The organism is Sphingomonas arantia (assembly GCF_042682045.1).
In the GTDB taxonomy this organism is placed as follows: domain Bacteria; phylum Pseudomonadota; class Alphaproteobacteria; order Sphingomonadales; family Sphingomonadaceae; genus Sphingomonas_R; species Sphingomonas_R arantia.
In genome coordinates this window covers 494730-519072 of sequence record NZ_JBHUGS010000005.1, presented here as the reverse complement: position 1 = coordinate 519072, position 24343 = coordinate 494730, and the positions used below count along the sequence as shown (strand labels likewise).

General features: G+C 69.0%; 19 protein-coding genes. 13 read left to right on the top strand and 6 right to left on the bottom strand.

All coding sequences use genetic code 11. The annotated features are described in order from the left end of the window. Position 1 precedes the first annotated feature (1 nt). Positions 2-1354 carry a glycosyltransferase family 4 protein gene (locus ACFSGX_RS17485; protein ID WP_380931576.1) on the bottom strand — a complete coding sequence of 451 codons (1353 nt, stop codon included), beginning with the start codon at positions 1352-1354 and terminating at the stop codon, positions 2-4. A gap of 179 nt (positions 1355-1533) precedes the next feature. On the opposite strand from ACFSGX_RS17485, the gene ACFSGX_RS17480 reads away from it, so the two are divergent. Then, entirely contained in the window at positions 1534-3600 is a 2067-nt protein-coding gene (locus ACFSGX_RS17480) for a hypothetical protein (protein WP_380931575.1), read from the top strand. Positions 3601-3634: 34 nt separating this feature from the next. Beyond that, the gene (gene epsE, locus ACFSGX_RS17475; RefSeq protein ID WP_380931574.1) at positions 3635-4858 is read left to right on the top strand and encodes an exopolysaccharide biosynthesis GT4 family glycosyltransferase EpsE; all 1224 of its coding nucleotides are present in this window, start codon (positions 3635-3637) and stop codon (positions 4856-4858) included. A gap of 15 nt (positions 4859-4873) precedes the next feature. Here epsE and ACFSGX_RS17470 read toward each other — a convergent pair whose 3' ends face one another. Beyond that, positions 4874-5743 carry a WecB/TagA/CpsF family glycosyltransferase gene (locus ACFSGX_RS17470; protein WP_380931573.1) on the bottom strand — a complete coding sequence of 290 codons (870 nt, stop codon included), beginning with the start codon at positions 5741-5743 and terminating at the stop codon, positions 4874-4876. 294 nt (positions 5744-6037) lie between these two features. On the opposite strand from ACFSGX_RS17470, the gene ACFSGX_RS17465 reads away from it, so the two are divergent. The 6 genes from ACFSGX_RS17465 (at position 6038) to ACFSGX_RS17440 (ending at position 12258) form a co-directional block, all read left to right on the top strand. Further along, complete coding sequence (locus ACFSGX_RS17465; protein WP_380931572.1) at positions 6038-6697, top strand: polysaccharide biosynthesis/export family protein; 660 nt, start codon at positions 6038-6040, stop codon at positions 6695-6697. Beyond that, positions 6678-7847, top strand: coding sequence for a hypothetical protein (locus ACFSGX_RS17460; RefSeq protein ID WP_380931571.1), 1170 nt, complete (start codon positions 6678-6680; stop codon positions 7845-7847). Before ACFSGX_RS17465 ends, ACFSGX_RS17460 begins: the two co-directional genes overlap by 20 nt. Further along, complete coding sequence (locus ACFSGX_RS17455; protein WP_380931570.1) at positions 7844-9313, top strand: GumC family protein; 1470 nt, start codon at positions 7844-7846, stop codon at positions 9311-9313. Before ACFSGX_RS17460 ends, ACFSGX_RS17455 begins: the two co-directional genes overlap by 4 nt. Then, positions 9300-10091: a CpsD/CapB family tyrosine-protein kinase gene (locus ACFSGX_RS17450; RefSeq protein ID WP_380931569.1), complete on the top strand. Its 792-nt coding sequence runs from the start codon at positions 9300-9302 to the stop codon at positions 10089-10091. Before ACFSGX_RS17455 ends, ACFSGX_RS17450 begins: the two co-directional genes overlap by 14 nt. Before the next feature lie 66 nt (positions 10092-10157). Further along, entirely contained in the window at positions 10158-11303 is a 1146-nt protein-coding gene (locus tag ACFSGX_RS17445; RefSeq protein ID WP_380931568.1) for a DegT/DnrJ/EryC1/StrS family aminotransferase, read from the top strand. 16 nt (positions 11304-11319) lie between these two features. After that, on the top strand, positions 11320-12258 hold the full coding sequence (locus ACFSGX_RS17440; RefSeq protein ID WP_380931567.1) for a phytanoyl-CoA dioxygenase family protein: 939 nt from the start codon (positions 11320-11322) through the stop codon (positions 12256-12258). Here the strand turns inward: ACFSGX_RS17440 and ACFSGX_RS17435 are convergent. The 3 genes from ACFSGX_RS17435 to ACFSGX_RS17425 all read right to left on the bottom strand — a co-directional run bounded on the left by ACFSGX_RS17435 (position 12229) and on the right by ACFSGX_RS17425 (position 15220). Beyond that, positions 12229-13602 (bottom strand): glycosyltransferase family 4 protein, encoded by a 1374-nt coding sequence (locus ACFSGX_RS17435; RefSeq protein WP_380931566.1) that lies wholly within the window; start codon positions 13600-13602, stop codon positions 12229-12231. The genes ACFSGX_RS17440 and ACFSGX_RS17435 overlap by 30 nt on opposite strands. A gap of 183 nt (positions 13603-13785) precedes the next feature. Beyond that, positions 13786-14091 (bottom strand): hypothetical protein, encoded by a 306-nt coding sequence (locus tag ACFSGX_RS17430; protein ID WP_380931565.1) that lies wholly within the window; start codon positions 14089-14091, stop codon positions 13786-13788. Positions 14092-14158: 67 nt separating this feature from the next. Further along, complete coding sequence (locus ACFSGX_RS17425; protein WP_380931564.1) at positions 14159-15220, bottom strand: MlaA family lipoprotein; 1062 nt, start codon at positions 15218-15220, stop codon at positions 14159-14161. Between the two features lie 112 nt (positions 15221-15332). Here ACFSGX_RS17425 and ACFSGX_RS17420 point away from each other — a divergent pair, with 112 nt between their 5' ends. From ACFSGX_RS17420 to ACFSGX_RS17400, 5 genes are all read left to right on the top strand, one after another. Then, positions 15333-16289 carry an ArsR/SmtB family transcription factor gene (locus ACFSGX_RS17420; protein WP_380931563.1) on the top strand — a complete coding sequence of 319 codons (957 nt, stop codon included), beginning with the start codon at positions 15333-15335 and terminating at the stop codon, positions 16287-16289. Beyond that, positions 16286-17233: a methylenetetrahydrofolate reductase gene (gene metF / locus ACFSGX_RS17415; RefSeq protein ID WP_380931562.1), complete on the top strand. Its 948-nt coding sequence runs from the start codon at positions 16286-16288 to the stop codon at positions 17231-17233. The genes ACFSGX_RS17420 and metF overlap by 4 nt, the downstream gene beginning before the upstream one ends. 124 nt (positions 17234-17357) lie before the next feature. Then, complete coding sequence (locus tag ACFSGX_RS17410; protein WP_380931632.1) at positions 17358-18413, top strand: homocysteine S-methyltransferase family protein; 1056 nt, start codon at positions 17358-17360, stop codon at positions 18411-18413. Positions 18414-18483: 70 nt separating this feature from the next. Next, positions 18484-21120 (top strand): methionine synthase, encoded by a 2637-nt coding sequence (gene metH, locus ACFSGX_RS17405; protein ID WP_380931561.1) that lies wholly within the window; start codon positions 18484-18486, stop codon positions 21118-21120. 207 nt (positions 21121-21327) lie between these two features. Beyond that, entirely contained in the window at positions 21328-22257 is a 930-nt protein-coding gene (locus tag ACFSGX_RS17400) for a right-handed parallel beta-helix repeat-containing protein (RefSeq protein ID WP_380931560.1), read from the top strand. A 380-nt stretch (positions 22258-22637) separates the two neighbouring features. Here the strand turns inward: ACFSGX_RS17400 and ACFSGX_RS17395 are convergent, their stop codons facing one another. Then, positions 22638-24269, bottom strand: coding sequence for an alkaline phosphatase family protein (locus ACFSGX_RS17395; protein WP_380931631.1), 1632 nt, complete (start codon positions 24267-24269; stop codon positions 22638-22640). Positions 24270-24343: the final 74 nt, after the last annotated feature.

Genomic DNA, 24343 nt, shown 5'->3' with positions numbered 1-24343 from the left:
GTCAGCCCTGGATCGCGGAGGCGGGGGCGGGCTCGGCAGGCGCGGGCGCGTCGGCCGGCGGGGTGGTCAGCAGGTCGGGGCGGGGCCCCTGCGCCTGCACCCAGTCGTAGACGCGGAGCAGTTGTTCCGCCTTTCGGTCCCAGGTGAACAGGGCTGCAACGCGCGCCGCGGCGGCGGAGCCGATGCGATCGAGCCGGGCCGGATCGCGGACCAGTGCCTCCAGCGTTTCGCGCAGGCCGGTGACGAGATCCTCCGGGCCGCTGAACGGCACGCGGATGCCGGTGTCGTCGTCGACCAATTCGGTCGGGCCGCCATAGTCGGCGACGATCGGCGCGACGCCGAGTGCCATCGCCTCCAGCACCACGCCGCCGCCAAATTCGCGGATGCTGGGGCAGGCGAGGAGATCGCAATCGACCAACAGGTCCTGCACGCGGATATGCGCGACGGTGCCGTGCAGCGTGACGCCGTCACCGAGCCCGAGGTCCGCGACGAGCGCGTCCAGCATCGCGCGGTCCGGCCCGTCGCCGATGATGTCGAGCGTCAGCGTGCCGGCACGGATCAGGTCCGCTGCGGCACGGATGAGCAGATCGGCGCATTTATAGGGCACCAACCGGCCGACGAACGCCCCGCGCAAGGGCGCCTGCGCACGCCGGACGCGCACCTTGCCGAACCGGGTCGGGTCGATCCCGTTTTCGGGCAGGTAGACGCTCTGCGGACGGGCATAGCGCGGAATCTCGCCCAGCGTATGGCGCGATCCGGCCAGGAAGGCGGCGGCGTCGCGGCGCGTCGCGCGGTAACCCGGCAGCAGGCGATGCAGCCCGCGCAGTCGCGACAACCCTTCGCGTTCGCGGTGCATGCGCTCCGCGAAGCCGGGGGGCCAGGGCAGGCCGCCGTTGAGCGGACCGACGACGAGCGGCACGCCGATCGCCTTCAGCCGCGGGCCCAGGATCGACGGCGTGGTGGGACTCATCGGCGTCAGGCGGTGGACGAGGTCGTAGTCGCCTGCCCGCAGCGCACCGGCGAAGCGCGCCCAGGTCGCCCGTTCGAAGGCGAGGCAGCCGAGCGGGGCCAGCGCCTGGAAGATCGTCCAGCCGCGTTCCTCGCCCGCGCCCAGCAGCCGTGCCGTTCGGAAGATGCCGCGCACCAGCCATTCGGTATCGATGATCGTGAAGTCGCGCCCCTCCTGCCAGCCGCGGGCGCCGATCGCATCGCGGTTGCGGACATGGGTGACGAGGTGGACGTCCGCGACCTTTGCCAGCGCCGCCGCGATCGACCAGGCGACGAGCGGCACGCTGACCATGTCCGGATTGGCGACCTCGGCCAGCAACAGGATGCGGTACCGCCGCGGTTTCAAGATCCGGGATCCAGGCAGGAAGGGTTGTGTCGCATACATTGCAATACCGATCCTGTATTATGCCTACGCTGTTACGGACATGGTCTGTCCGGTCATGTCCGGGTATGCAGTCCGTATCGTCCGGTAAGCTGCGATCAGTCTTACGGAATTCCGATCGCGATAGAAGTGGTGCGAACGAAGTGGGGATTATCCAGCATATCGCGGCTTCCCGCCTGATCGTCATTCTTGGCCTCGGGCTGTGCTCGGTGGCGTGCGGGCCAGCCGGGTCGGCGGTCGAGCCGCGCCCGCCGGCGCGTCGCGCGGTCCTGCCGATCGGGACGAACCTGGACGGGCTGGCCTATTGGAACCCCGGGCTGGCGATGCTGGACCTGATGAAATCGTCGAGCGGGTGGTTGCCGCAGACGGCCACCGAATATGACACCGGCGAGCCGGTCGCGCTGGACCGCGCCGGCTGGGTCATGCGCTTGCCCGGGCCGGGATCGCGGCTGCGCTACACGTCCGTGCTGCTGAACGTCATCCACGACAATCCGGCGGCGGAACCGGGCGCGCGCTACGTGGTCAGCTATGTCGGGCAGGGGACGCTGGACGTCGTCGACGTGGGCGGATCGACGACGCTGTCGCGCGCGCCCGGGCGGATGGTGGTGCGCGTGAGTGATACGGGCAGCCTGTATCTGCGGTTGTCGGCGACCGACCCGGCCGGGCGCGGCGACTATGTGCGCGACATCCGCGTGGTGCGCGAGGCGGACCTGCCGCTCCATGCCGCGGGGCTGACGTTCAATCCGGCGTTCCTGGAAAAGGTCGCGCCGTTCGCGGTGCTGCGGTTCATGGACTGGATGGCGACCAACGTGCTGTTCGACGCCGCGGGCCGCGCGATCGAGGGCGATGCCGCGATCCGGGCGGCGCCCTGGTTGCGCTGGGCCGACCGGGCGGTGCCGACCGACCGCCGCTGGGGCGATGGCGGGCGCGGCGTGCCGGTGGAGGCGATGGTCGAGATCGCCAACCGGACCGGCGCGGAACCGTGGTTCAACATGCCGATCAACGCCAGCGACGACTATGTCCGCGGCTTTGCGAGCTATGTCCGCGACCATCTGCGTCCCGACCTGGCGGTGCATGTCGAACTGTCGAACGAGGTGTGGAACCGGATGTTTCCGCAGGCCCTGTTCGCCGAGGCGAAGGCGCGTGTGCGGTTCGGCCCCGATGCGAAGTGGATGCGGTGGTACGGCCTGCGCGGGGCGCAGGTCGGGGCGATCTGGAAATCGGCGTTCGGGCCGGCCGGTCGCGGGCGCGTGCGGATGACGTACAACACGCAGTTCGGGTGGAAGGGGCTGGAGGCGGACGGGCTCGACGCGCCGGACTGGCGGGATGCGGCCGGGCGGCCCGCACCGACATCGGCCGGGTACGACGACTATGCGATCACGGGCTATTACGACGGCACGATGAACGACGATGCGGCGGTGCCGGTGGTGCAGGGGTGGTGGACCGACGCGGATGGCGGGTACGGGCGGGCGATCAAGGCGCTGACGGAGCGCATCGATACGGTCAACGCGCCCTTCTATCTCTATCACGCGGAACAGGCGCGGAAGCGCGGGCTGACGCTGGTCACCTATGAAAGCGGGTTCGGCGAGACGACGCCGATGTCGCAGCATGGCGACGCGACCTATACCGAGTTCCTCGCGCGGTTGCAGCGCCGGCCGGAGTTCCACGCGCTGGAAACGCAGAACTACCGCGCGTTCCAGGCGGCGGGCGGCGCGCTGTACGTCAATTTCGGGATCATCGGCACGCCGTCCAAATGGGGGAACTGGTCCGCGCTGGAGACGGTGCGGCAGGCGACGACGCCGCGATACCAGGCGCTGCGCGACTGGATCGGGCGCAACCCGCCCTGGTCCGGCGGGGCGGCGGTCGCCTATGCCGATGCGCGGATCCACCGCGGCGGGACGGCGGGCGAGACGATCGCCGGGACCGCGCACGGATACGACATCCTGATCGGCGGGGCGGGCGACGACCGGTTCGTGCCGGGTGGCGGCGCGGCGGTGCGGATCGACGGCGGGGGCGGGGACGACGTGCTGCAGCTCGGCGGCCAGCGCGCGGCCTATCGGTTCACGGAGGCCGACGGCGGTGTGCGAGTGACGGGGCCGGCCGGCGACATGATCGTGACGCGCGTGGCGAGGGTGCGGTTCGCGGATAGCGGCGTGGTCCCGCTGTCGGCGCTGGCGCCTGCGGCAAAAGCGGGGGGCGTTTCGCCGTAAAGGCAGCCGCGCGGGCCGCAGGCATAAGAGCGGGATGCACAGGATCGGTTACCTCGTCCCGGAATTTCCCGGCCAGACGCACAGCTTCTTCTGGCGCGAACTGCGCGCGCTGGCGGGGATGGAGGTCGAGGCGGAGCTGGTGTCGACGCGGCGGCCGGCGCGCGGCGTCAACGCGCATGATTGGGGCGCGGAGGCGATGGCGCGGACCGTGTACCTGACCGATCGCGACGGTGCGTCGATCGCGGGGGCCGTGGCGGCGATCGCCCGGGCGTTTCCGGGCGGCTGGATACGGTGCCTAGGTTCGATCCGGCGTGCCCAGGGGCTCGACCGGCGTGGTCGGATCAGGTTGATCGCGCTGGCGGTGCTGGGCGGGCGGCTGGCGGCGTTGGCGCGGGCGCGCGGGTGGAGCCATGTCCATGTCCATTCCTGCGCGGACTCGGCGCATATCGCGATGTTCGCGCGGCAGCTGTCGGGGCTGTCGTACAGCCTGACGCTGCACGGCCCGCTCGGCGATTACGGGCCGAACCAGCACGAGAAATGGCGGCACGCGACATTCGCGCTGATCATCACGCGGCAGCTGCATGCCGCCACTGCAGAGGCGCTGGGCGATGCGTTTCCGGCGCGCACCGGCATCGCGCCGATGGGCGTGGACCTCGACGATTTCCGGCGGACCGCGGGCTATTCGCCGTGGCGGGGGGCGGGGCCGTTGCGGATCCTGTCGTGCGGGCGGCTGAACCCCGGCAAGGGCCATGCCGACCTGATCGCCGCGGTCGGCATCGTCCGCGCGAAGGGGATCGATGCGCGGCTGAGCATCTGCGGCGAGGACGAGGGCGGGGGCGGCGGCTACCGACAGGTGCTGACCGCGCTGATCGCGGACTCGGGCGCGGTGGGCGTCACCTTGCTGGGCGCGGTGGACGAGCATGTGCTGCGCGGCCATCTGGAGGCGGCGCACATCTTCGCACTCGCCAGCCTGGCCGAACCGCTGGGCGTCGCGATCATGGAGGCGATGGCGATGGAGTTGCCCGTCGTCGTCACCGGCGCGGGTGGTGTCCCGGAGCTGGTGGACGACGGCATCGACGGGGTGCTGGTGCCGCCGGGCGACCCGCGGGCGATGGCGGCGCAGCTGATCGCGCTGGCGCGGGATCCGGCCCGCGCGGCAGAATTGGGCGCGGCGGGCCGGCGGAAGATCGCGGCGGGGTTCAGCAGTACGCGCGGGGCGGCGATGCTGGCGCAGATGCTGGACGGTGGAGCAGCTTGAGGGCCGGCGAAAGCGTCAGCGCAGGGCCCGGCTGCGCCGCCGCCAACTGCGATAGACGTGCAGGATCAGCGGGCCGTCAACCAGGTAGCGCCGCCAGAGCCGGCGTGGGTTCGACAGCAGCCGGAACAGCCATTCCAGCGCGACCTTCTGCATCGCGCGCGGCGCACGGCGTTGCCGGCCGGTCAGGAAATCGAGGCTTGCCCCGACGCAGAACCCGATCCCGATCGCGAGGCCGAGCTTGGCGACGCGGTAAGCGATCATCTCCTGCTGCGGCGATCCGACCGCGAGGAAGCTGTAACGCGCGCGGGTGGCGACGAGGAAGTCGACCGCGCGGGCGGCGTCGGCCGGGCTTTCGATGAATCCCATGCTGGGCACGTGGTGGAAGACGTTGGTCAGGCCGTAGCGTGCGCAGAGATCGTCGACCGTGGCCGCATCGCCGCCGAGGATCGCGATCCGGTCGTCGGGCGCGATGACCGTGCCGAACAGCGCGCTGGTCAGGTCGCTGCCCGGCATGACCGGCAGGCGCAGGCCGGTGCGCGCGGCCAGCCGCGCGAGGATGCGGCTGTCGCACAGCGTCATCCAGGCATGGCGGTAGGCGGGCCAGAGATCAGACCGCAGATGCTGGATGCGGACCACATGGTCGACATTCGGCGTCACGACATAGGCGAAGGCGTCGTCCGGCGCACGCGCCGCGATCTGCCCCATGATGCCGTCCTGCGTGCCGAGCTGGAACCGGAAATCCATGAAGTTCGCGGTCGAACCGAGCGTCGGGACCGCGCGCACCGGCGGGAGCACCGCGGAGGGGGACGTCGGCATGACGACAGGGGCGGGCGCCGGTTCGCGATCGAGCAGATCGGCGTCGATGGTTTCAAGACGTTGCAGCACAGGTGACCTCCCGCTTCGGCGCGTTCGGAAGCCTGTCGTCGTCGCGATCCGGTTGGGTCTTGAGCAGCGTCGGTTCCGTTAAGTCGCCGGCCGTGACGCTACCCGAAAAAGCGGGTTCCGACCGGCGCGCCGAGTGCGCGGTCGTTTCCCACCTGATCGATCGTCAGCCCGCATATGCGGGAGGGGGGCGGCAGGTCCGAAAATGCCGCACGCCCTTATCGGACGGGCCACCTCCCGATATCCGACGGACACCGCGCCGCTAAGCTGCCCTCCTGTTGGGAAGGGGGCATATTCATGGATCACAGGAACAGTCCCGTCGCCCATTCGCGGCTGCGCTGCGCGCTGATGCCGCTGGCAGCGCTGTCGATCATGGTTGGGCCGGGCAGCATCGCGCAGGCGCAGACGGCCAGTGACGCGCCCGCGCCGCGCACGGCGGCCGGGTCCGCGGAATATCGCATCAACGCCGGCGACGATCTGGACATCTATGTCTGGGGGGAGGAGCGGATGCAGCGGACGGTGCGGATCCTGCCGGACGGCACGTTCGCGATCCCGCTGGCCGGGACGATCGCCGCCATGGACCGCACCGTCGCGCAGATCGCGAGCGAGATCCGCACGCGCATCGCCGGCAATTTCCGCGAGCGGGTGCCCGAGGTGACCGTCACGGTGCGCAACACCGCGGGGATGAACTTCTTCGTCGTCGGCAAGGTCCGCAACCCGGGCAGCTATGCCAGCGGCCGGACGATCGACGTGGTGCAGGCGCTGAGCATGGCGGGCGGTCTGGCCGAGTTCGCCGATGCCAAGCACGCCGTGATCCTGCGCCATACACGCGACGGTCAGGTGGTCGAGCCGATCGCGCTGACGAACGTGCTGAAGGGCGCGCGGCGGCTGGATGCCGGGATGCTGCCGGATGCGCTGCCCACGCTTCGGAGCGGCGATGTCCTGGTCATCCCATGATCCGCGCCGCTGCGCCTTTGGCGGGGCGACCGCGATCGCGCTGGTCCTGGCCAGCCCGATCGCTGCGCAGACCGTATCGCGGCTGGAGGCGGACGTGAACGCGTTCGCATCGCCCAACCCGTTCCTGCTGCCCGGTCGGAAACGCGGCGCGCTGGGCGTGGAGGCATCGCTCCGGCCCAGCATCGCGGTGCGCACCACCGACGGGTCGCGCTACGATCTGGACGCTGTCATCACCGATCGCGCGTATAGCCGGCGTTACGGCAATTTCGTGACCGGGCAGGTGAACGCGAGCGGGGAGGTCCGGCGCAGCGAATATCTGACCATCGCGGCGTCGGCCGGCGTGGCGCGCGACCTGGCGGTCGACCTGCTGACCAGCAGCGTCGAGGCGGCCGCGGATCCGGGCAGCGTGCGTATGGCGTATCGCGGGCGGTTGTCCGCCACGGTCAATCCCGACGCCTACACGATGATCCGGCCAGAGATCGGCTACGAACGGAGCGGTTTCACCGGAACCGACCTGCTCGACGATACGCGCGCGCTGGACGCGGGGCTGGCCTATGCCCGGCGGATCGACCCGGCCACGCGGATCGGCGTGCGCGGCGGCGCGACGTTCAGCCGGACGCGGCGTGCGTCCGACCTGTCGACGCAGCGGCTGTACGGTACGATCGAGCGGCAGCTGGGTGACGGCTGGACCGCGACCGCGGAACTGGGCGCGGAGCGGAGCAGCAGCCGCACCGAAGCGGTGCTGGACGCGCCGATCGCCCAGCCGGCCCGGACCCTGTTGAGCGGGCGGGCGGACCTGTGCCGCGCATTGCCCGGCCCGGTGCTGTGCGTGCGCGGGTCGCTGAACTCAGAAATCAGCGGGCTGGGCGGTTTGCAGCGGCGCGCGGTCGCCGGTGCATCGTTCCGGCAGCGGACGGGGCGGCGCAGCGTCGTCGACCTTTCGGGCGAATATCAGCGCGCGATGATCCAGGGCGACATCGTCCCGTCGTTCGACGCGGTCCGCACCACGGCACGTTTCGAACGCACGATCGGCAGTACGCTGACCGCATCGGCGCAGGTCCAGTATCTGCGCCGCCGGCTGATCGGCGGGGAGCGGATCGGCGCGGCGTTCGGTGGCCTCCAGCTGACCTATGCGATGGACGGGCGATGACCGAGACCGAAGCCCCACCCGCCGCAACGTTCGGCCTGAACGAGATGGCCGCGATCGTCTACCGCCGGCGCTGGTGGTTGATCGTCCCCGTCCTGCTGGGATTCGCGATCGCGATCGGCGCGGTGCTGCTGACGACGCCGTCCTATCAGTCCTCGTCGACATTGCTGATCGCGTCGCAACAGATCCCGACGAGCGTGATGCCGGCGGCACAGGCCAATTATGCGGACGAGCGGATCGCCAAGATTCGCCAGCAGATCATGAGCCGCGTCGCGCTGGGCCAGATCGTGTCGACGATGGGCCTGTATCCGGAGGAGCGCCGGCGGTTGCCGCTGGACAACGTCATCGCGCAGATGCGGCAGGCGATCAGCGTCGACCTGGTCGGCACCAACGGCAGTGCGGGGCCCGCGCCGAACGGCAGCACGATCGCGTTCCGATTGTCGTTCACCTACCGCGATCCGGCGCAGGCGCAGGCGGTGACGGAGCGGCTGACCGCGATGTTCCTGAATGCGGACAAGCAGTTGCGGACCGAACAGGCGGCGGGCACGGCGGCGTTCCTGGGGCGGCGAGCGGACGAGCTGCGCGAACAACTGGTCACGATGGCGGGCAAGCGCCGCGAGATCGAGGCGCGCTATGCCGGCGCATTGCCCGACCAGGTGGCGATGAGCGCGCAATCGGGTGCCGGCCTGCGCGCGGAAGTGTCGCGGATCGACGCCGAGCAGCAGGGGCTGCAGCAGCAGAACGGTCTGCTCGCCGCGCGTGGTCAGGAGATTGCCGCGACGCCGCGACAGGGGACCGACGCGTTGCGCCGCGCGGAAGAGCGGCTGAACCAGCTGACCAGCGTCTATGCCGACGATTTCCCCGATGTCGTCGCGGCGCGCGAAGCGGTGGCGCGGCAGGCCGAACTGGTCCGCAGCCAGCCGGCACCGACCGGCAGCGGCGCGATCGCGGCGGAAGTGGCGGCCGGCCGGTCGCGCATCGGGATGCTGGCGGAGCGCCGTTCGGGCCTTGTCCGGTCGATTTCGGGGATGGAACACAAGACCTCGCTCGCCCCCCAGGCCAGCTACGAACTGAACAACCTGGAGCGCGACTATACCAGCCTGCAGATGCGGTATCAGGACATCCGCGAAAAGCAGTTGGAGGCGCAGGTCGCCGCCAACCTCCAGTCGGAGGACAAGGGCGAGCGCTTCTCCGTCGTGGACGCGCCCAGCCTGCCCAACGATCCGCTTGGCCCGGACCGCCTGACGCGGATCGCCGCCGGGATCATCGCGGGGCTGGGGGCCGGGATGGTCGCGCTGCTGGCGTGGGAGATCCTGACCGGTGCGATCCACGGCGAGGGCGGGGTGATCCAGTCGATGGGCGCGTTGCCGCTCGTCTCCGTGCCGGTGCTGCGAACCGGAAACCGCAGTGGCGTGGCCACCGGCGTCGTCCGCCTGCTGACCCCGTGGAGGTCCCATGAACCGGTCTGATGTCCTCCAGATGACGCCCGAGTCGGCCATGCCGCACGACCGCCCGGTCGGTCGGGTCCGGCCGGATTGCATGCCGGCGGAGGCGGTCGTGCTGAACCGCGCCGTGTTGGCCGAGGCGGGCGTGTTCGGCTTCGCGCCGCTCGATATCCGGTCGCGCAGCTTCATCCTGCTTCGGTCGCAGATCCTGCACCGGTTCCACCGGCCGGGCGGCCGCATCCTGGCGGTGACGTCGACGCAGCCGGAGAACGGCAAGACGTTCGTCACCGCGAACCTGGCGGCGGCGCTCAGCCTGATCCATCCGACCGTGCTGGTCGATCTCGACCTGCGGCGACCGCGACTGGCCGGGCGGTTCGGCATCACGCCGTCGAGCGGGATCGACGATTATCTGGACGGGACGGCCGCGTGGCCGTCGACCGGGACGCGCATCGCCGGGGCCGACCTGACGATCCACGGCGCGCGCGAGTCGCGCGCCGACAGCGCGAGCTTGCTGGCCGCGCCGCGGCTGGCGGTGTTCCTGGCCGCGATCCGGAACCATCCCGCGCAACCGATCTGCATCGTCGATACGCCGCCGGTGCTGGTGCTGGACGACATCATGCTGATCGCGCGCAACGTCGATGCGGTGCTGATGATCGTCGAGGAAGGCCGCACGCGCGGCAGCGACATCGCCCAGGCGCTGCGCATCCTCAGCCCCACGCCGGTGATCGGATCGGTGCTGAACAAATCGCTGACGGGACGGTCCGTCCGCAACATGGACGGATATTATCATGACAAGGGATGATCGCCCCGACCCCGGATCCCGTCGCATCGTGCCGGGCTCCCTGACCTTCACGTCATGGTGGGCGGCATGACCGCCGCAGGCCAGATCGCGCTGCCGACGCCGGCCGCCCCGTCGAACGTGATGCTGGTGACGCAGCCGTTCATGCCGCCGCTGGACGAATATGTCCCGTATCTGGAGGAGATCTGGAAACGCAAATGGCTGACCAACAGCGGCGCGATGCACGAGGAACTGGAGGCGCGGCTCGCCGCCTATCTGGACGTGCCGCATCTGTCGCTGGTGTCGAACGGCACGGTCGCGCTGTGGCTGGCGCTGCGCGCGCTGCGTGTCGGGGGGGAGGTGATCACGACGCCGTTCACCTTCGTCGCGACCGCGCATGCGTTGCGCCTGGTGGGGGCGGTGCCGGTGTTCGTGGATGTCGATCCGATCACCGGCAACCTCGATCCCGCCGCGGTTGCCGCCGCGGTTACGCTGCGCACGACTGCGATCCTGCCGGTCCATTGTTTCGGCCAGCCGTGCGATACCACCGGGATCGCCGAGGTTGCGGCGCGCCACGGGCTGAAGGTGATCTACGACGCCGCCCACGCGTTCGGCGTCCGCGACGGCGGCGAAAGCCTGCTGCGCCAGGGCGACATGGCGACGTTGAGCTTCCACGCCACCAAGGTGTTCAACACGGTCGAGGGCGGGGCGGTCGTGTCGCCGGATTACCGGACGAAGCAGCGGGTCGACCAGCTGCGCAATTTCGGGTTCGTGCAGGAGACCGTGCTGCCGGAAGTGGCGCTGAACGCGAAGATGAATGAATTCCAGGCGGCGTTCGGGTTGTTGCAGCTGCGCTATATCGACCGGTCGATCGCGGCGCGCGGGGCGATCGCCGCGCGGTACCGCAACAAGCTGGCCGATGTCGCCGGTATCCGTCCGTTCCCGGTGCCGCCGGAGTGGACGCTGAACCATTCCTATTTCCCGGTGCTGGTCGAACCCGAATACCCCGAAAGCCGGGACGCGTTGTGGATGCGGTTGCAGGCCTCCGGCATCCTGGCGCGGCGCTATTTCCACCCGCTGGTGTCCGATATGCCATGGTATCAGGACCTGTCGTCCGCGCGGAAACCCATGCCGAATGCGCGGAGGATCGCGGCGCAGGTCATCTGCCTGCCGATCCATCCGGAGATCACGCCGGACGATGTCGATACCATCGTGCGGATCATGACCGGTGGTTGAGACGGGGCAGGCGGCGATGGCCCGTCTGCGCGATCTGCCGGCCCGGACCGCGTTGCGACTCATGAACCTGGGACCGGTCCGGCGGATGATGGGGCCGCGCTACGACGCCGCGGTCGACGCGTTCCGGCCGCAACGGCCGCGGCTGCACGGGATCGATGCGCAGGTCGTCGCCGGACTGGAACGCGACGGCATCGCGATGGTGTCGATCGCTGCGCTGGGGCTGCCCGGGTCGGACGCCATGCTGGCGCGCGCGACGGAACTGGCGGACGCGCATGCCGACGAGGCGCATCGCCAGGTGGCCGCGGGGGCGGTGTTCAACGTCGTGCCAGCCGCGCAGATGATGACGGCGCCCGAACTGTTCACCTGGGGCCTGTCCGATCGGCTGCTCGACATCGCCGAAACCTATATCGGGTTGCCGGCGGCGTATGACGGGGTGTGCATCAACTACACGGTCGCGGACGGGCGCGAGGTTTCGACGCGCAAATGGCACCGCGACTGGGAAGACCGCCGCATGCTGAAGGTCGCGGTCTACCTGAACGATGTCGACGGGGAGGGCGGGCCGTTCGAGATGATCGCGCGGTCCGATTCCTGCCAGAACGATGCGGGCGGGTTCCGCTACGCACTGTCGTCCGACCGCGAACTCGTGGAACTGCTCGGCCCCGACTATGCGGCGGACATCGTGTCATGCGTAGGGCCGGCCGGGACCGTCGTGTTCACCGACACGGCGCGCTTCTTCCACCGCGGCCGGCCGGCGGTGGCGCGGGATCGGAAGGCGATCTTCTACAGCTATTTCGCGCAGCGGCCGCGCCACCCGTTCCTGTGCGAGCGGACCGGGCTGTCGCGGCGCGATATCCGGCGGCTGTCCGTCGGTCTGCCGCCGCGCCAGCTGGCCAGCGCGCTTTGGTGGCGGCAGGTTCCGCTGCTCCTACGGATGATTCCGCCGGCGCGTATCTGACTGCGGCGGGACGAGCGCGGCGCGCAGCAGGGTGGCGAGCCGGCCGGCGTTGACGTCGCCGTCATGATCACGGCGGACCCGCGCACGTCCGCATGTCGCCATCGCCCGCAGCGTGACGGGCGAGGCGGAGAGTGCGGCGTCCATCGCCGTGGTGAGCGACTCGACCGATCCGGCGGGGATCAGCCAGCCGCAGTCGTCATCCACCAGTTCGGGGATTCCCGCGATCGCGGTGGCGATGACGGGGCGCTCCATCGCGAGCGCCTCCATCAGCACGACGGGCAACCCTTCGGCGAAGCTGGGGAGGACGAGCGTGCGGGCGCCGAGGATCTCCGCGCGGACCGCGGCCGCATCGCGCCAGCCAAGCAGCCGGACGACCCGGCCGAGACCCCGTGCGGCGATGGCATCGTCGAGCGCGGCGCGGAGTTCGCCGTCGCCGACGATCCGGAGCTGGAACTTGCGACCGCGTGCGAGGAGGGCGGCCGCGGCGTCGAGCAGCAGCGGGATGCCCTTCTGCGCGCTCAATCGCGCGACGCAGACCAGGACGGTGGATGCGGTCGGGCCGTCGATCGTGCGGCGCGGGCTCCACCACTCGCCGCGGAGGCCGCAGCGGACGACGTGGAGCCTGGACCAGTCGGCGGGTGCCGCCCACCGCATCAGCTGTGCCCGACCATAGTCCGACACGGCCGCCACGAAGGCCGCGCCGGCAATCTTTTCACGCAGCCGCCACGCGACGGGCGCGTCATACTCGTCCGGCCCATGGACGGTCATGCTGTAGCCGAGCCCGGCGATGCGGTTGGCCAGCCAGGCGACGGTGGCCGGGTTCGTCCCGAAATGGACGTGGACGTGCCTGACGGCGTGCGCGTCCGCGATGGCGACGAGTCGGCACGCCTCCGCCAGGCAGGCGAGCGAGCGGACCGGCGTGAGCCATGCGGCGCGGGCGGCGAACAGCGTCGCGGTGGCGCTGAGGAGCTTGCGGGGATCGCGGCGGAGCTGGCGCAGGACGGCAGCGATCAGCGGGCGGGGGTCGCGATCGAGCAGTCGCTGCGTGCGATCGGCCTCGGCCCGGTCGTCGGCATCGACCAGCGGGTCGGCGGGCGGGCGGATCGTGATGCGGACGACCGCGAACCCCTGTGCCTCCAGCGCCGCGATCTCGGTGCGGATGAAGGTGTGGCTGGGTTTGGGGTAGACGTTGGTGAAATAGGCGATCGTCGGGATGGTCGCCGCCGGAGGTTCCGTCGGGACGTCCGCGATTGGTCCGGTCGGTTGCGCCCCGCGCTTCGGTGGCTGCTCGAGCAGGCCCTGTTCGGTGCCTGAACGATTATCGTGAAACCGGGTGTCCGACATGGGAAGCGTTTCTTGAGCCGTTGGCAACGGCCGTGATTGCCCGGTCCCGTCGGGCGATCCTATGCGTCTTTCCCACCCCCGGTTTTACCGCTGCAGTTCGTGGGACCGCTCGTTTGGGGATGGGACGTGCGGTCCGGCCCTTCCACAGGGCAAAGACGTCATTCCTGCGGTGCCGGTCGTCGATTACATGCTGTTGTCGACGGCCTCCGCGCCGTTGGCGAGCGCGGCACCGGTGCGGTCGGCTTCGGCATCGGCCTTGTCGATCGCGTTCTCGGTGGCGGCGCCAAGCGCGGCGGCACCGTTGTTGATGCTCGATCCGGCGGCGTCGAGCGCGTTCGACGTGTCGGCCGCGGCCTCGGATGCGGTCGCGTTGATATCAGCGGAGATCGCGTTGGCGGCCTCGCCCGCTTCGTTCTTCGCGGTGGGGCTGCACGCCGCCATGGACAGCGCGGACAGCAGGATCGTGGTGGCGAAAACGGTCTTCTTCATTGCGGGTCCTTCCCCAAAAAGATCAGTCGACAACAGAAAATGATGCGGGCCGGTTCCATGCGGCCGTTCAGGGCCGCGGAACGGCGGCGTCCGGTTGCGTCGCCGGACCGTCCGTCGCGGACGTTCCCTGTGGCGCCACCGGGTTGGTTGGCGTCGCGTCCGGGGCGGGCGCGTCGTCGGTGATGAACGGGTCCGGCGCGATGGCCGCGTCCGTCACGGGACCGGTCGTCGGATTGGCGGCGGACGAGTTGGTCGCGTTGGCGTTGATCGCGGGGCCAGCGTCCTGGTTGGCGATGGCGGCGGTGCGGCGTTGCCAGAAGGCGGACCGCGCGGCGGCGTAGGGATCGAGGCTCGACTGGAGGAAGCTGTCCGCGCCGCTTTCGGTCAGGTTCGCGCGGGCGTTGACCAGCGAGACGATGCCGATGCCGCGTTTCGTCCAGAGCGACAGGTCGCTTTGGTTGATCGCGATCTGGTACGGATCGGCGACGAACGCCACGCCGGTGCCGATGCCGTCGCGCACGGTGGACGGGCCGAAGACGGGCAGCACGACATAGGCACTGCTCTTGATCCCCCAGACGGCCAGCGTCTGGCCGAAATCCTCCGGCGCGGGCCGGATGCCGATCTTGGTTGCGTGATCCGCCAGCCCGCCGACGCCGATCGTGGTGTTGACGACGAAGCGGCGCAGGTTGAGCAGCGCGCGCTTCGGCTTGGCCTGGAGCATGTTGTTCACGAACGACCAGGGTTCGCCGAGATTGTTGAAGACCCGGGTGATGCCGCGGCGGGCGACGCGCGGGATGATCGCACGGTAGCCGGACGACACGGGTTTCAGGATGATCCGGTCGATGAGCTGGTTGAAGCCCCAGATGCCGCGGTTCAGTTTTTCGTAGCGATCGCGCGGTTCCGGGGCGGCGTCGGCCAGTCCGTCAGCAGCGAAACCGGCATCCGGAGTCGCGGCGTCCGGCGCCGGAGTCGCGCCCTGCGGGGCGGGCGTGGTGGCCGGGGACTGCGGGGTCTGCGGCGATGCGGCGGAGGTCGGTGCGGCGACCGGCCGGGCGGGCTGCGCCATTGCGGCGGGCGAGACCCCGCTCAGCAAGAGAGCGACCGAACAGGCCGCGACGGTTGTACGCATTACGAAATCCGATCCTGGCGTTGTATCGCCCTGCCGGCCGGGTGCCACAGCCGCCCCGACCACACAAGGCGCTTGCGCTCATATAAAGATATCTTTATGTCCTTATATCAGCATGACGACGCCCCTCGACATCTTCCGCGCACTGGCGGACCCGACCCGACTGCGGATCGTGGCGTTGTTGCGTGCGATGGAATTATCGGTGGGCGAACTGGCGCAGGTGCTGGGGCAGAGCCAGCCGCGCGTGTCCCGCCACGTCAAGATCCTGACCGACGCCGGGCTGGCCGATCGTCGCAAGGAAGGCGCCTGGGTCTTCGTGGCGCTGGGCGATCGCGCGATCGTGGAGCCGCTGCTGATCGCGGCGGATGCCTGGGCGGATCGCGACGATCATGAGGCGACGGTGGATCTCGACCGGCTGGCCGCGGTGCGCGCCGACCGTGCGGTGGCGGCGCAGGCCTGGTTCGCGGAACATGCCGTCGAATGGGATGCGATCCGGTCGATGCACGTCGCCGAAAGCGAAGTCGAAGCGGCGACCGTGGCGATGCTGGCGCAGGGGGGCGTCGGCCGGCTGGTCGATATCGGTACCGGCACCGGGCGCATGATCGAATTATTGGCCCCGCTGTCGCAACGTGCGATCGGCGTGGACCGCAGCCCCGAAATGTTGCGGATGGCGCGGTCCAAGCTGTCCGACGCCGGGCTGGGCAGCGTGGAATTGCGGCAGGGCGACATGTACGCGTTGCCACTGGCCCCCGCGTCCGCCGACACCGCGATCCTGCATCAGGTGCTGCATTATGCGCAGCAGCCGGCGGCGGTGATCGCGGAGGCGGCCCGCCTGCTCGGCCGTGGTGGCCGCCTGCTGATCGTCGATTTCGCGCGGCACGAGCGCGAGGAACTGCGCCAGCGGGCCGCGCATGTCCGGTTGGGGTTCGACGATGCGCAACTGGCGAAATGGTTCGCCGCGGCGGGCCTCACGCTGGACGGTGTCCAGGAACTGGCCGGCGGTACGCTGACCGTGAAATTATGGCTGGGCCGCAAGACGCCCGACGCCCTGCCCGAGAGGATCGCTGCATGACATTGTCCGTGACCGAACTGGAAGAAGCGCGGCGCGCGCTGGATGCCCCGTTGTTCGCCGATCTGGCGGGCGACGCGAAGGTGTCGTTCGAATTCTTCCCGCCGAAGACCGAGAAGATGGAGGCCGCACTCTGGAACGCGATTTCCACGCTGCTGCCGCTGGAGCCGGACTTTGTTTCGGTGACCTACGGCGCCGGCGGATCGACGCGCGAGCGGACGCATGCGACCGTCGCACGGATCGCAGCGGAGACGAACGTGCCGGCCGCCGCCCACCTGACCTGCGTCGATGCGTCGAAGGACGAGATCGCCGAGGTCGCGCGGGCTTACTGGGACGCCGGCGTGCGGCATATCGTCGCGCTGCGCGGTGATCCGCCGCGCGAGGGCGAGAAGTTCGCGCCGCATGCCGACGGGTATCAGTCCGCCGCCGAACTGGTGGCCGGATTGAGCCGGATCGCGCCGTTCGAGATTTCGGTCGCGGCCTATCCGGAGATGCACCCGGAGGCGACGTGCGCCGATACCGACATCGACAATCTGAAGCGCAAGATTGATGCCGGCGCGTCGCGCGCGATCACGCAGTTCTTCTTTTCGCCCGACGCCTTTTTCAGGTTCCGGGACCGTGCGGTTGCGGCCGGGATCACAGCGGATCTGCTGCCCGGTATCCTGCCCGTGTCGAACGTGGCGCAGACGCGCAAGTTCGCCGCGATGTGCGGCGCGGCGATCCCGCCGTGGATGGACCGGCTGTTCGACGGGCTGGACGATCATCCGGGCACGCGCCAGCTGGTCGCCGCGACGGTGGCGGCCGAGATGTGCCGCAAGCTGTATGCCGGTGGCGTGCGCGACCTGCATTTCTACACGCTCAACCGGGCGGAACTGGCCTATGCGATCTGCCACTTGCTGGGCAAACGGCCGGTGGGCGGCGTGAAGCCGCTGGAGATGGCGGCTTAAGCCGGTCACCCACCCGATCCGTTTGGTTCGAACCTGTCGAGAACTCTGCGCTGAGTTCTCGACAGGCTCGAACCGATCGGGGTTTCGAGCGCCCCTTGATGACTGAAGGTCTTTCACGATGACCATGACCCCCTCTGCCGCCGCCGCCCGGTTCCGTGAACAGGCGGCGGACCGCGTGCTGATCACCGATGGCGCATTCGGGACGATGATCCAGAACTACGGGTTGCAGGAAGCCGACTATCGCGGCGATTACGAACTGTCGCTCGATCAGAAGGGCAATAACGATTTGCTCGTGCTGACGCGGGCGGACGTGATCGATGCGATCACGCGGGCGTATCTCGATGCCGGGTCGGACATTGTGTCGACCAACACGTTCAACGCGAACACGATCAGCCAGGAAGATTATGGCGCGGTGCACTTGGTGCGCGACATGAACCTGGCGGCGGCGGGGATCGCGCGGAAGGCGGCGGACGAGTATCAGGCGCGCGACGGGCGTCCGCGGTTCGTCGCAGGGGCGATCGGACCGACGAACAAGACGCTGTCGCTGTCGCCGGACGTCAACGATCCGGGTTTCCGCGCGGTCGATTTCGACACGATGAAGGACGTCTATGCCAACCAGGCGGAGGCGCTGCTCGACGGTGGCTGCGACTTCATCCTGATCGAGACGATCTTCGACACGCTGAACGCCAAGGCAGCGATCATGGCGGTGATCGAGGTGTCCGAACGGCGCGGCGTCGAGGTGCCGGTGATGATCTCGATGACCATCACCGACATGTCGGGGCGCAACCTGTCGGGCCATTCGGTCGAGGCGTTCTGGTACACGGTGCGCCATGCGCGGCCGCTGACGATCGGGCTGAATTGCGCGTTCGGGGCGGACCTGCTGCGGTCGCATGTGCAGGTGATCTCGGGCATCGCCGATGCGCTGGTCATGGTCTATCCGAACGCCGGTCTGCCCAACGACCTGGGCGAGTATGACGAGCAGCCGGAGACGACGGGCCAGTTCATCCGCGAATGGGCGGAGGGGCAGCTGGTCAACGTGGTCGGCGGATGCTGCGGTTCGACCCCGGGCCACATCGCGGCGATGGCGGCCGCGGTGAAGGGGCATGCCCCGCGGCAGGTGCCGAACTTGAAGGTGAAAACGACGCTGGCGGGTCTCGATCCGATGATCCTGGCAGCGTAGACGTAGGCGCAACTGTTTCACCCAGCCCCCGGCCTGCGCCGGGGCGCTGGACAAGTAAGGTAATACCAACGTGGCGACCGCACCCCTGATCCCCGAAGACGACGAGACCCCGGTCGCGGCGTCGGCCAACTTCGTCAATATCGGCGAGCGGACCAACGTGACCGGTTCGGCGCGGTTCAAGAAGCTCGTCATGGCGGGCGACTATACCGCGGCGGTCGAGGTCGCGCGGCAGCAGGTCGAGTCCGGCGCGCAGGTCGTCGACGTCAACATGGACGAGGGGCTGCTCGACGCGGAGGTGGCGATGACCACCTTCCTCAAGTTGATCGCCGCCGAACCCGACATCGCGCGCGTGCCGGTGATGGTCGACAGTTCCAAGTGGAGCGTGATCGAGGCAGGGCTGAAGTGCGTGTCCGGCAAGCCGATCGTGAATTCGATCAGCATGAAGGAGGGCGAGGAAGAGTTCCTGAAATATGCCCGCAAGGTCATGGCGTACGGCGCGGCCGTGGTCGTCATGGCGTTCGACGAGGTGGGGCAGGCCGACACGCGCGCGCGCAAGGTCGAAATCTGTTCGCGGGCCTATGACCTGCTGGTCGGGATCGGGTTCGATCCGCAGGACATCATCTTCGATCCGAACATCTTCGCGATCGCGACCGGGATCGACGAGCATCGCCGCTATGCGATCGATTTCATCGAGGCGTGCCGCGATATCCGCGTGCGCTGCCCGCATGCCCATATCTCGGGCGGCGTGTCGAACCTGAGCTTCTCGTTCCGCGGGAACGAGCCGGTGCGGCGCGCGATGCACAGCGTGTTCCTGTACCACGCCATCCAGGCGGGGATGGACATGGGCATCGTCAACGCCGGCCAGCTCGACGTGTACGACGCGATCGACCCGGAACTGCGCGAGGCGTGCGAGGACGTCATCTGGGACCGGCGCGAGGATTCGACCGAGCGGATGATCGCGCTGGCCGAGAAGTTCCGCGGCACCGATGCGGTGGCGGAGAAAGCGGCGGCGGAATGGCGCGGCTGGGACGTAGTCAAGCGGCTGGAGCATGCGCTGGTCAAGGGGATCGACGCGCATGTCGTGGACGATACCGAGGAAGCGCGGCAGCTGTACGCCCGGCCGATCGAGGTGATCGAGGGGCCGTTGATGGACGGCATGAACGTGGTCGGCGACCTGTTCGGGTCGGGCAAGATGTTCCTGCCGCAGGTCGTGAAGTCCGCCCGCGTGATGAAGAAGGCGGTCGCCCATCTGCTGCCGTATATCGAGGCGCAGAAGGAGCCGGGCGCGCGCGCCAAGGGTCGTATCATCATGGCGACCGTGAAGGGCGACGTCCACGATATCGGCAAGAACATCGTCGGCGTGGTGTTGCAGTGCAACGGCTACGAAGTGATCGACATGGGCGTGATGGTGCCGTGGGTCGACATCCTGAAATGCGCCGCGGACAACGATGTCGACATGATCGGGCTGTCCGGCCTCATCACGCCGTCGCTGGACGAGATGGTGACGGTGGCGGTCGAGATGGCGCGCAAGGGCATGACGATGCCGCTGCTGATCGGTGGGGCCACGACGTCGAAGGTTCACACCGCGCTGCGCATCGCGCCGGTCTATGACGGGCCGGTGGTGCATGTGCTGGACGCGAGCCGCGCGGTGGGCGTTGCCTCGACGCTGATGTCCGATACGCAGCGCGACGGCTTCGTCGAGCGGACCGCGGCGGAATATGAGGCGGTGCGCGTCGCGCGGGCGAGCAAGGGGCAGAATGCGCTGACCCCGCTTGCCGAGGCGCGGGCCAATGGCTTCGTTGCCGATTTCACGCAGAAGCCGGGTGCGCCGCTGAAGCCGGGTACGCATGTGTTCGCCGACTGGCCGCTGGAGGATCTGCGCGACTATATCGACTGGACGCCGTTCTTCCGCGCGTGGGAGCTGGCGGGCAATTATCCCGCGATCCTGCAGGACCCGATCGTCGGCGAAAGCGCGCGCGGCCTGTGGGAGGATGCGCAGGCGATGCTCGACCGCATCATCGCCGAGAAGTGGCTGACCGCGAAGGGTGTCGCGGCGTTGTGGCCGTGCCGGCGCGATGGCGACGACATCGTCGTGCAGACGGAGGATGGCGAGGTGCCGTTCGCGATGCTGCGCCAGCAGATCGCGAAGCGCAGCGGGCGGCCGAACATGTGCCTGGCCGACTTCGTCGATCCGGCGGGCGACTGGATCGGTGGGTTCGCGGTGACCGCGGGCCACGGGATCGACGAGCATCTTGCCGGGTTCAAGGCGACGCACGACGATTATCAGGACATCCTGCTGAAGGCGCTGGCCGACCGGCTGGCGGAGGCGTTCGCGGAACGGCTGCACAAGCATGTCCGCACCGACCTGTGGGGTTATGCCACGGGCGAACAGCTGACCAACGAAGCGCTGGTGAAGGAGCAGTATCGCGGCATCCGGCCGGCGCCGGGTTATCCCGCCTGTCCGGATCACAGCCTGAAGCCGGCGTTGTTCGACCTGCTGAAGGCGACCGATGCGACGGGTATCACGCTGACCGAGAGTTTCGCGATGCTGCCGACGGCGGCGGTTTCGGGCTTCTACTTCGGCCATCCGGACAGTGAGTATTTCGGTGTCGCGCGAATCGGGCGGGATCAGCTCGAGGATTATGCGGCGCGGCGCGGGGTGGATATCGAGACGGCGGAACGCTGGGTGCGGCCGAACCTGGACTGAGCCGCCGCTTCCGTTCGGTTCGAGCCTGTCGAGAACTATGGCAGCACGACGATGCCGGTCCCTTCTCGATACGCCGTCTCGACAGGCTCGACGGCTACTCGAAGCGAACGGAGTGTTTGGGGGCGGGTCATTTGACCGGTCCCATATCGGGTCGCGTAGCGCGGAAAGCGGCTCGACTTCGGCGTGGCCGGCGGCATAGTCGCGCCCATGAAAAAGCTGATCCTTGCCGCCGCCCTACTGTCCGCCTCCGCGTTTGCGCAAGGGTCAGGGCCGTTTACGGTCGCCGAGACCGGGCGCGGGTTCTTCCGGTTGCAGGATGCGGTGAACGCGATCGGTGGGGGCGACGGGACGATCCGGATCGCGCCCGGCACGTACAAGGACTGTGCGATCGTGAGCGACGGGCGCGTGGCGTTCGCGGCCGTGACGGCGGGCACCGCGATCTTCGACGGCGGCGTGTGCGAGGGCAAGGCGACGCTGGTGCTGCGCGGGCGCGACGCGGCGGTGGACGGGCTGGTGTTCCGGGGCGTGACGGTGCCCGACCATAATGGCGCGGGCATCCGGCTGGAAAAGGGCAACCTGACCGTGACGGGCACGGCGTTCCGCGACAGCGAGCAGGGCATCCTGACCACCGACGATCCGGCGCAGGTGCTGACCGTGCGGCGGTCGACTTTCTCCGGCCTCGGCACCTGCGAAGGGGCGGGCGGTTGTGCCCACGGGCTGTACACCGGCACGGGCGGGACGCTGGAGCTGACCAACAACCGGTTCGAGCGCGGGCGCGGCGGGCATTATGCCAAGGCGCGCGCGCGGCGCGTGACGATCGTCGACAACAGCTTCGACGATACGCAGGGCAAGGCCACCAACTACATGATCGACCTGTCGAGCGGTGCCACCGGGCGGATCGTGGGCAACGAATTCGTGATGGGCAAGGACAAGGAAAACCACAGCGCGTTCATCACCGTGGCACCCGAAGCGCGCACGAACCCGTCCGCGGGGCTGGTGATTACGGGCAACCGCGCGTCGCTGGCGCCGGGCGTGAGCTGGCCGAGCAATTTCGTGGCGGACTGGAGCCATGAGCCTTTGAAGATCTCGGGGAATCAGCTGGGCAAGGGGATCACCTTGCTGGATGTGCGGAACTGAGGGGTTCTACAGCGTAGGCTGAGCGCGACCCCCAACCCCCGTCCATGCCGAGCGAAGTCGAGGCATGCTTTCCCTCGAGCGTAGCCGAGGCGGCGGTGTTGACTTCTCAACTGCGCTCGAAGGGTCCCTCGACTTCGCTCGGGATGGACGGAGTGGGGAAGGTTCCTCTTCACCCCCACCCGTTCGGTTCGAGCCTGTCGAGAACGCTGCGCAACGTTCTCGACAGGCTCGAACCGAACGGGTGGGGGCGTGGGATGTTCTAGGCCTCGCTCAGGACGCCGGCCGTTGCGCTTGTGGCCCAGCATCCCGGATAAAGTCCGGGATGCTGGTCGGTTGGGGGTGCTGTTTGTTCGGAACCTCGCCCCGTCGAGAGGTCGCCTTTACTTTGCGCAGGTGTCAGCGGGACCCGGATCCAGATCCAGACAACGTCCGTCGATCTCCGCCTTCGGCACCGGCAGGGCGATGAGCGAGGCGAGCGTCGGGAGGATGTCGACCGTCTCCACTGAAAGCGGCTGTTCGAAGCCGGTCATGCCGGGGCGGTAGAACAGCATCGGCACGCGGCGGTCGTAGGACCAGGGCGAGCCGTGCGTGGCGACCGTGCCGCCTTGCGTGGCGATCGGGGTAACGTGGGGTTTCAGCGCCACGAGCAGGTCGCCCGAGCGTTCGGGGTCGAAGCTGGCGCGGAAGCGGTCCGCCAGCGACCATTCCTCGACCGGGGTCGAGCTCGGGGTCGGCATGCGGCGCAATTCGTCGGCGGTGAAGACGGCGGCGACCTGCGGGCTGGACTGGTAGCGCGCCTTGGCGGCGGCCAGCACGCGCGAACGCAGGTCGGCAGGAATGTCGCGCGATAGGTAGAGGTCACCGAACGGGCCGTCGCCATAGAGGACGCGGCCGGTGAGCTTGAACTCCGCGGCGAGCGCCGCGCTCATCGCATCTGGGAGCAAGGCCTTATCGACCCGGACGGCATCCGGTACACCCCGCGCGTGACTCCGTTCGGGCAGGTCGGTGCCGCCATGATCGGCGGTCAGCACGACGGCGTAGGGCACCTTGCGCGCATCGAGCGCGGCCAGGATGCGGCCGACCGCATTGTCGACGCCGAGCAGCTGCGTGCACATCTCCGCACCCTCGGTACCGTAGCCGTGGCCGACATAGTCGGTGGCGGACAGGCCGATCGAGATGACGTCGGGGGCCGGGCCGCTGCCGAGTTTCAGCTCGCCGATCAGGCCGATGGCGAGGTCGGCCACCTCCCGGTCGAAATCGAGCGCGGTGCGGAAGCGGGAGAAATCCTCCGCCTTTCGGTCGATCAGTACGCCGACGTCGCGCGTGCCGACATGGACCGCGGCGGAATGCGAGGCGCAGGCGGCGGGCAGAGCCGCGCGGCCGGGACGGGCGAGCGTCGCCAGCACGTCCGCGTTGATCCGGTTGACGGTGGCCGGCACCGCGCCGGTGCGGCCGGGCAGCGTGACGAACGACTTGCCGCCCCAATACCAGGCCTGATCGATCGCGTGGCCGCCCATCATGACGGCGGCGCGATCCTTGCCGGCGACCGACACGACGCGGCTGGCGGGGTTGGCGGCCTTCATCCGGTCGCCCAATGTCGGGACCTTCAGATATTGCGGCGAGACGGTGTAGTTGTCCGAGCTGGAGCCGGCGACGGTCGGGTCCTCGGTGCAGTAGACTTTCTTGTCCGCGCGGGCGAGCGACAGGTCGTACCAGTTGTTCGCGATGATCCCGGTGCGGGCGGGGTGCGCGCCGGTCAGGATCGTACTGTGGCCGGGGCAGGTTTCGGTGGCGGCGTGGCTTTGATAGCCCGACGGGAACACTGCACCGGTCGACAGGCGCTTGAGACCGGCCGTGTAGAGCGGGCGATATTCGGCGAACAGATCGGCCGAGAACTGGTCGACCGAGATGGCGACGAGCAGTTTCGGGGCGGGCTGCTGGGCCGCCGCAGGGGCAGCGGCAGCGGCGGCGAGGGCGGTCGCAACAACGAAAGGCGACAAGGACACGGGCATTCTCCACAGCGCGAACGGCATGCTATAGCGCGGCGGCAGCATGTTGGGAGTGGCGATGCGCGGATCCTGTTTCC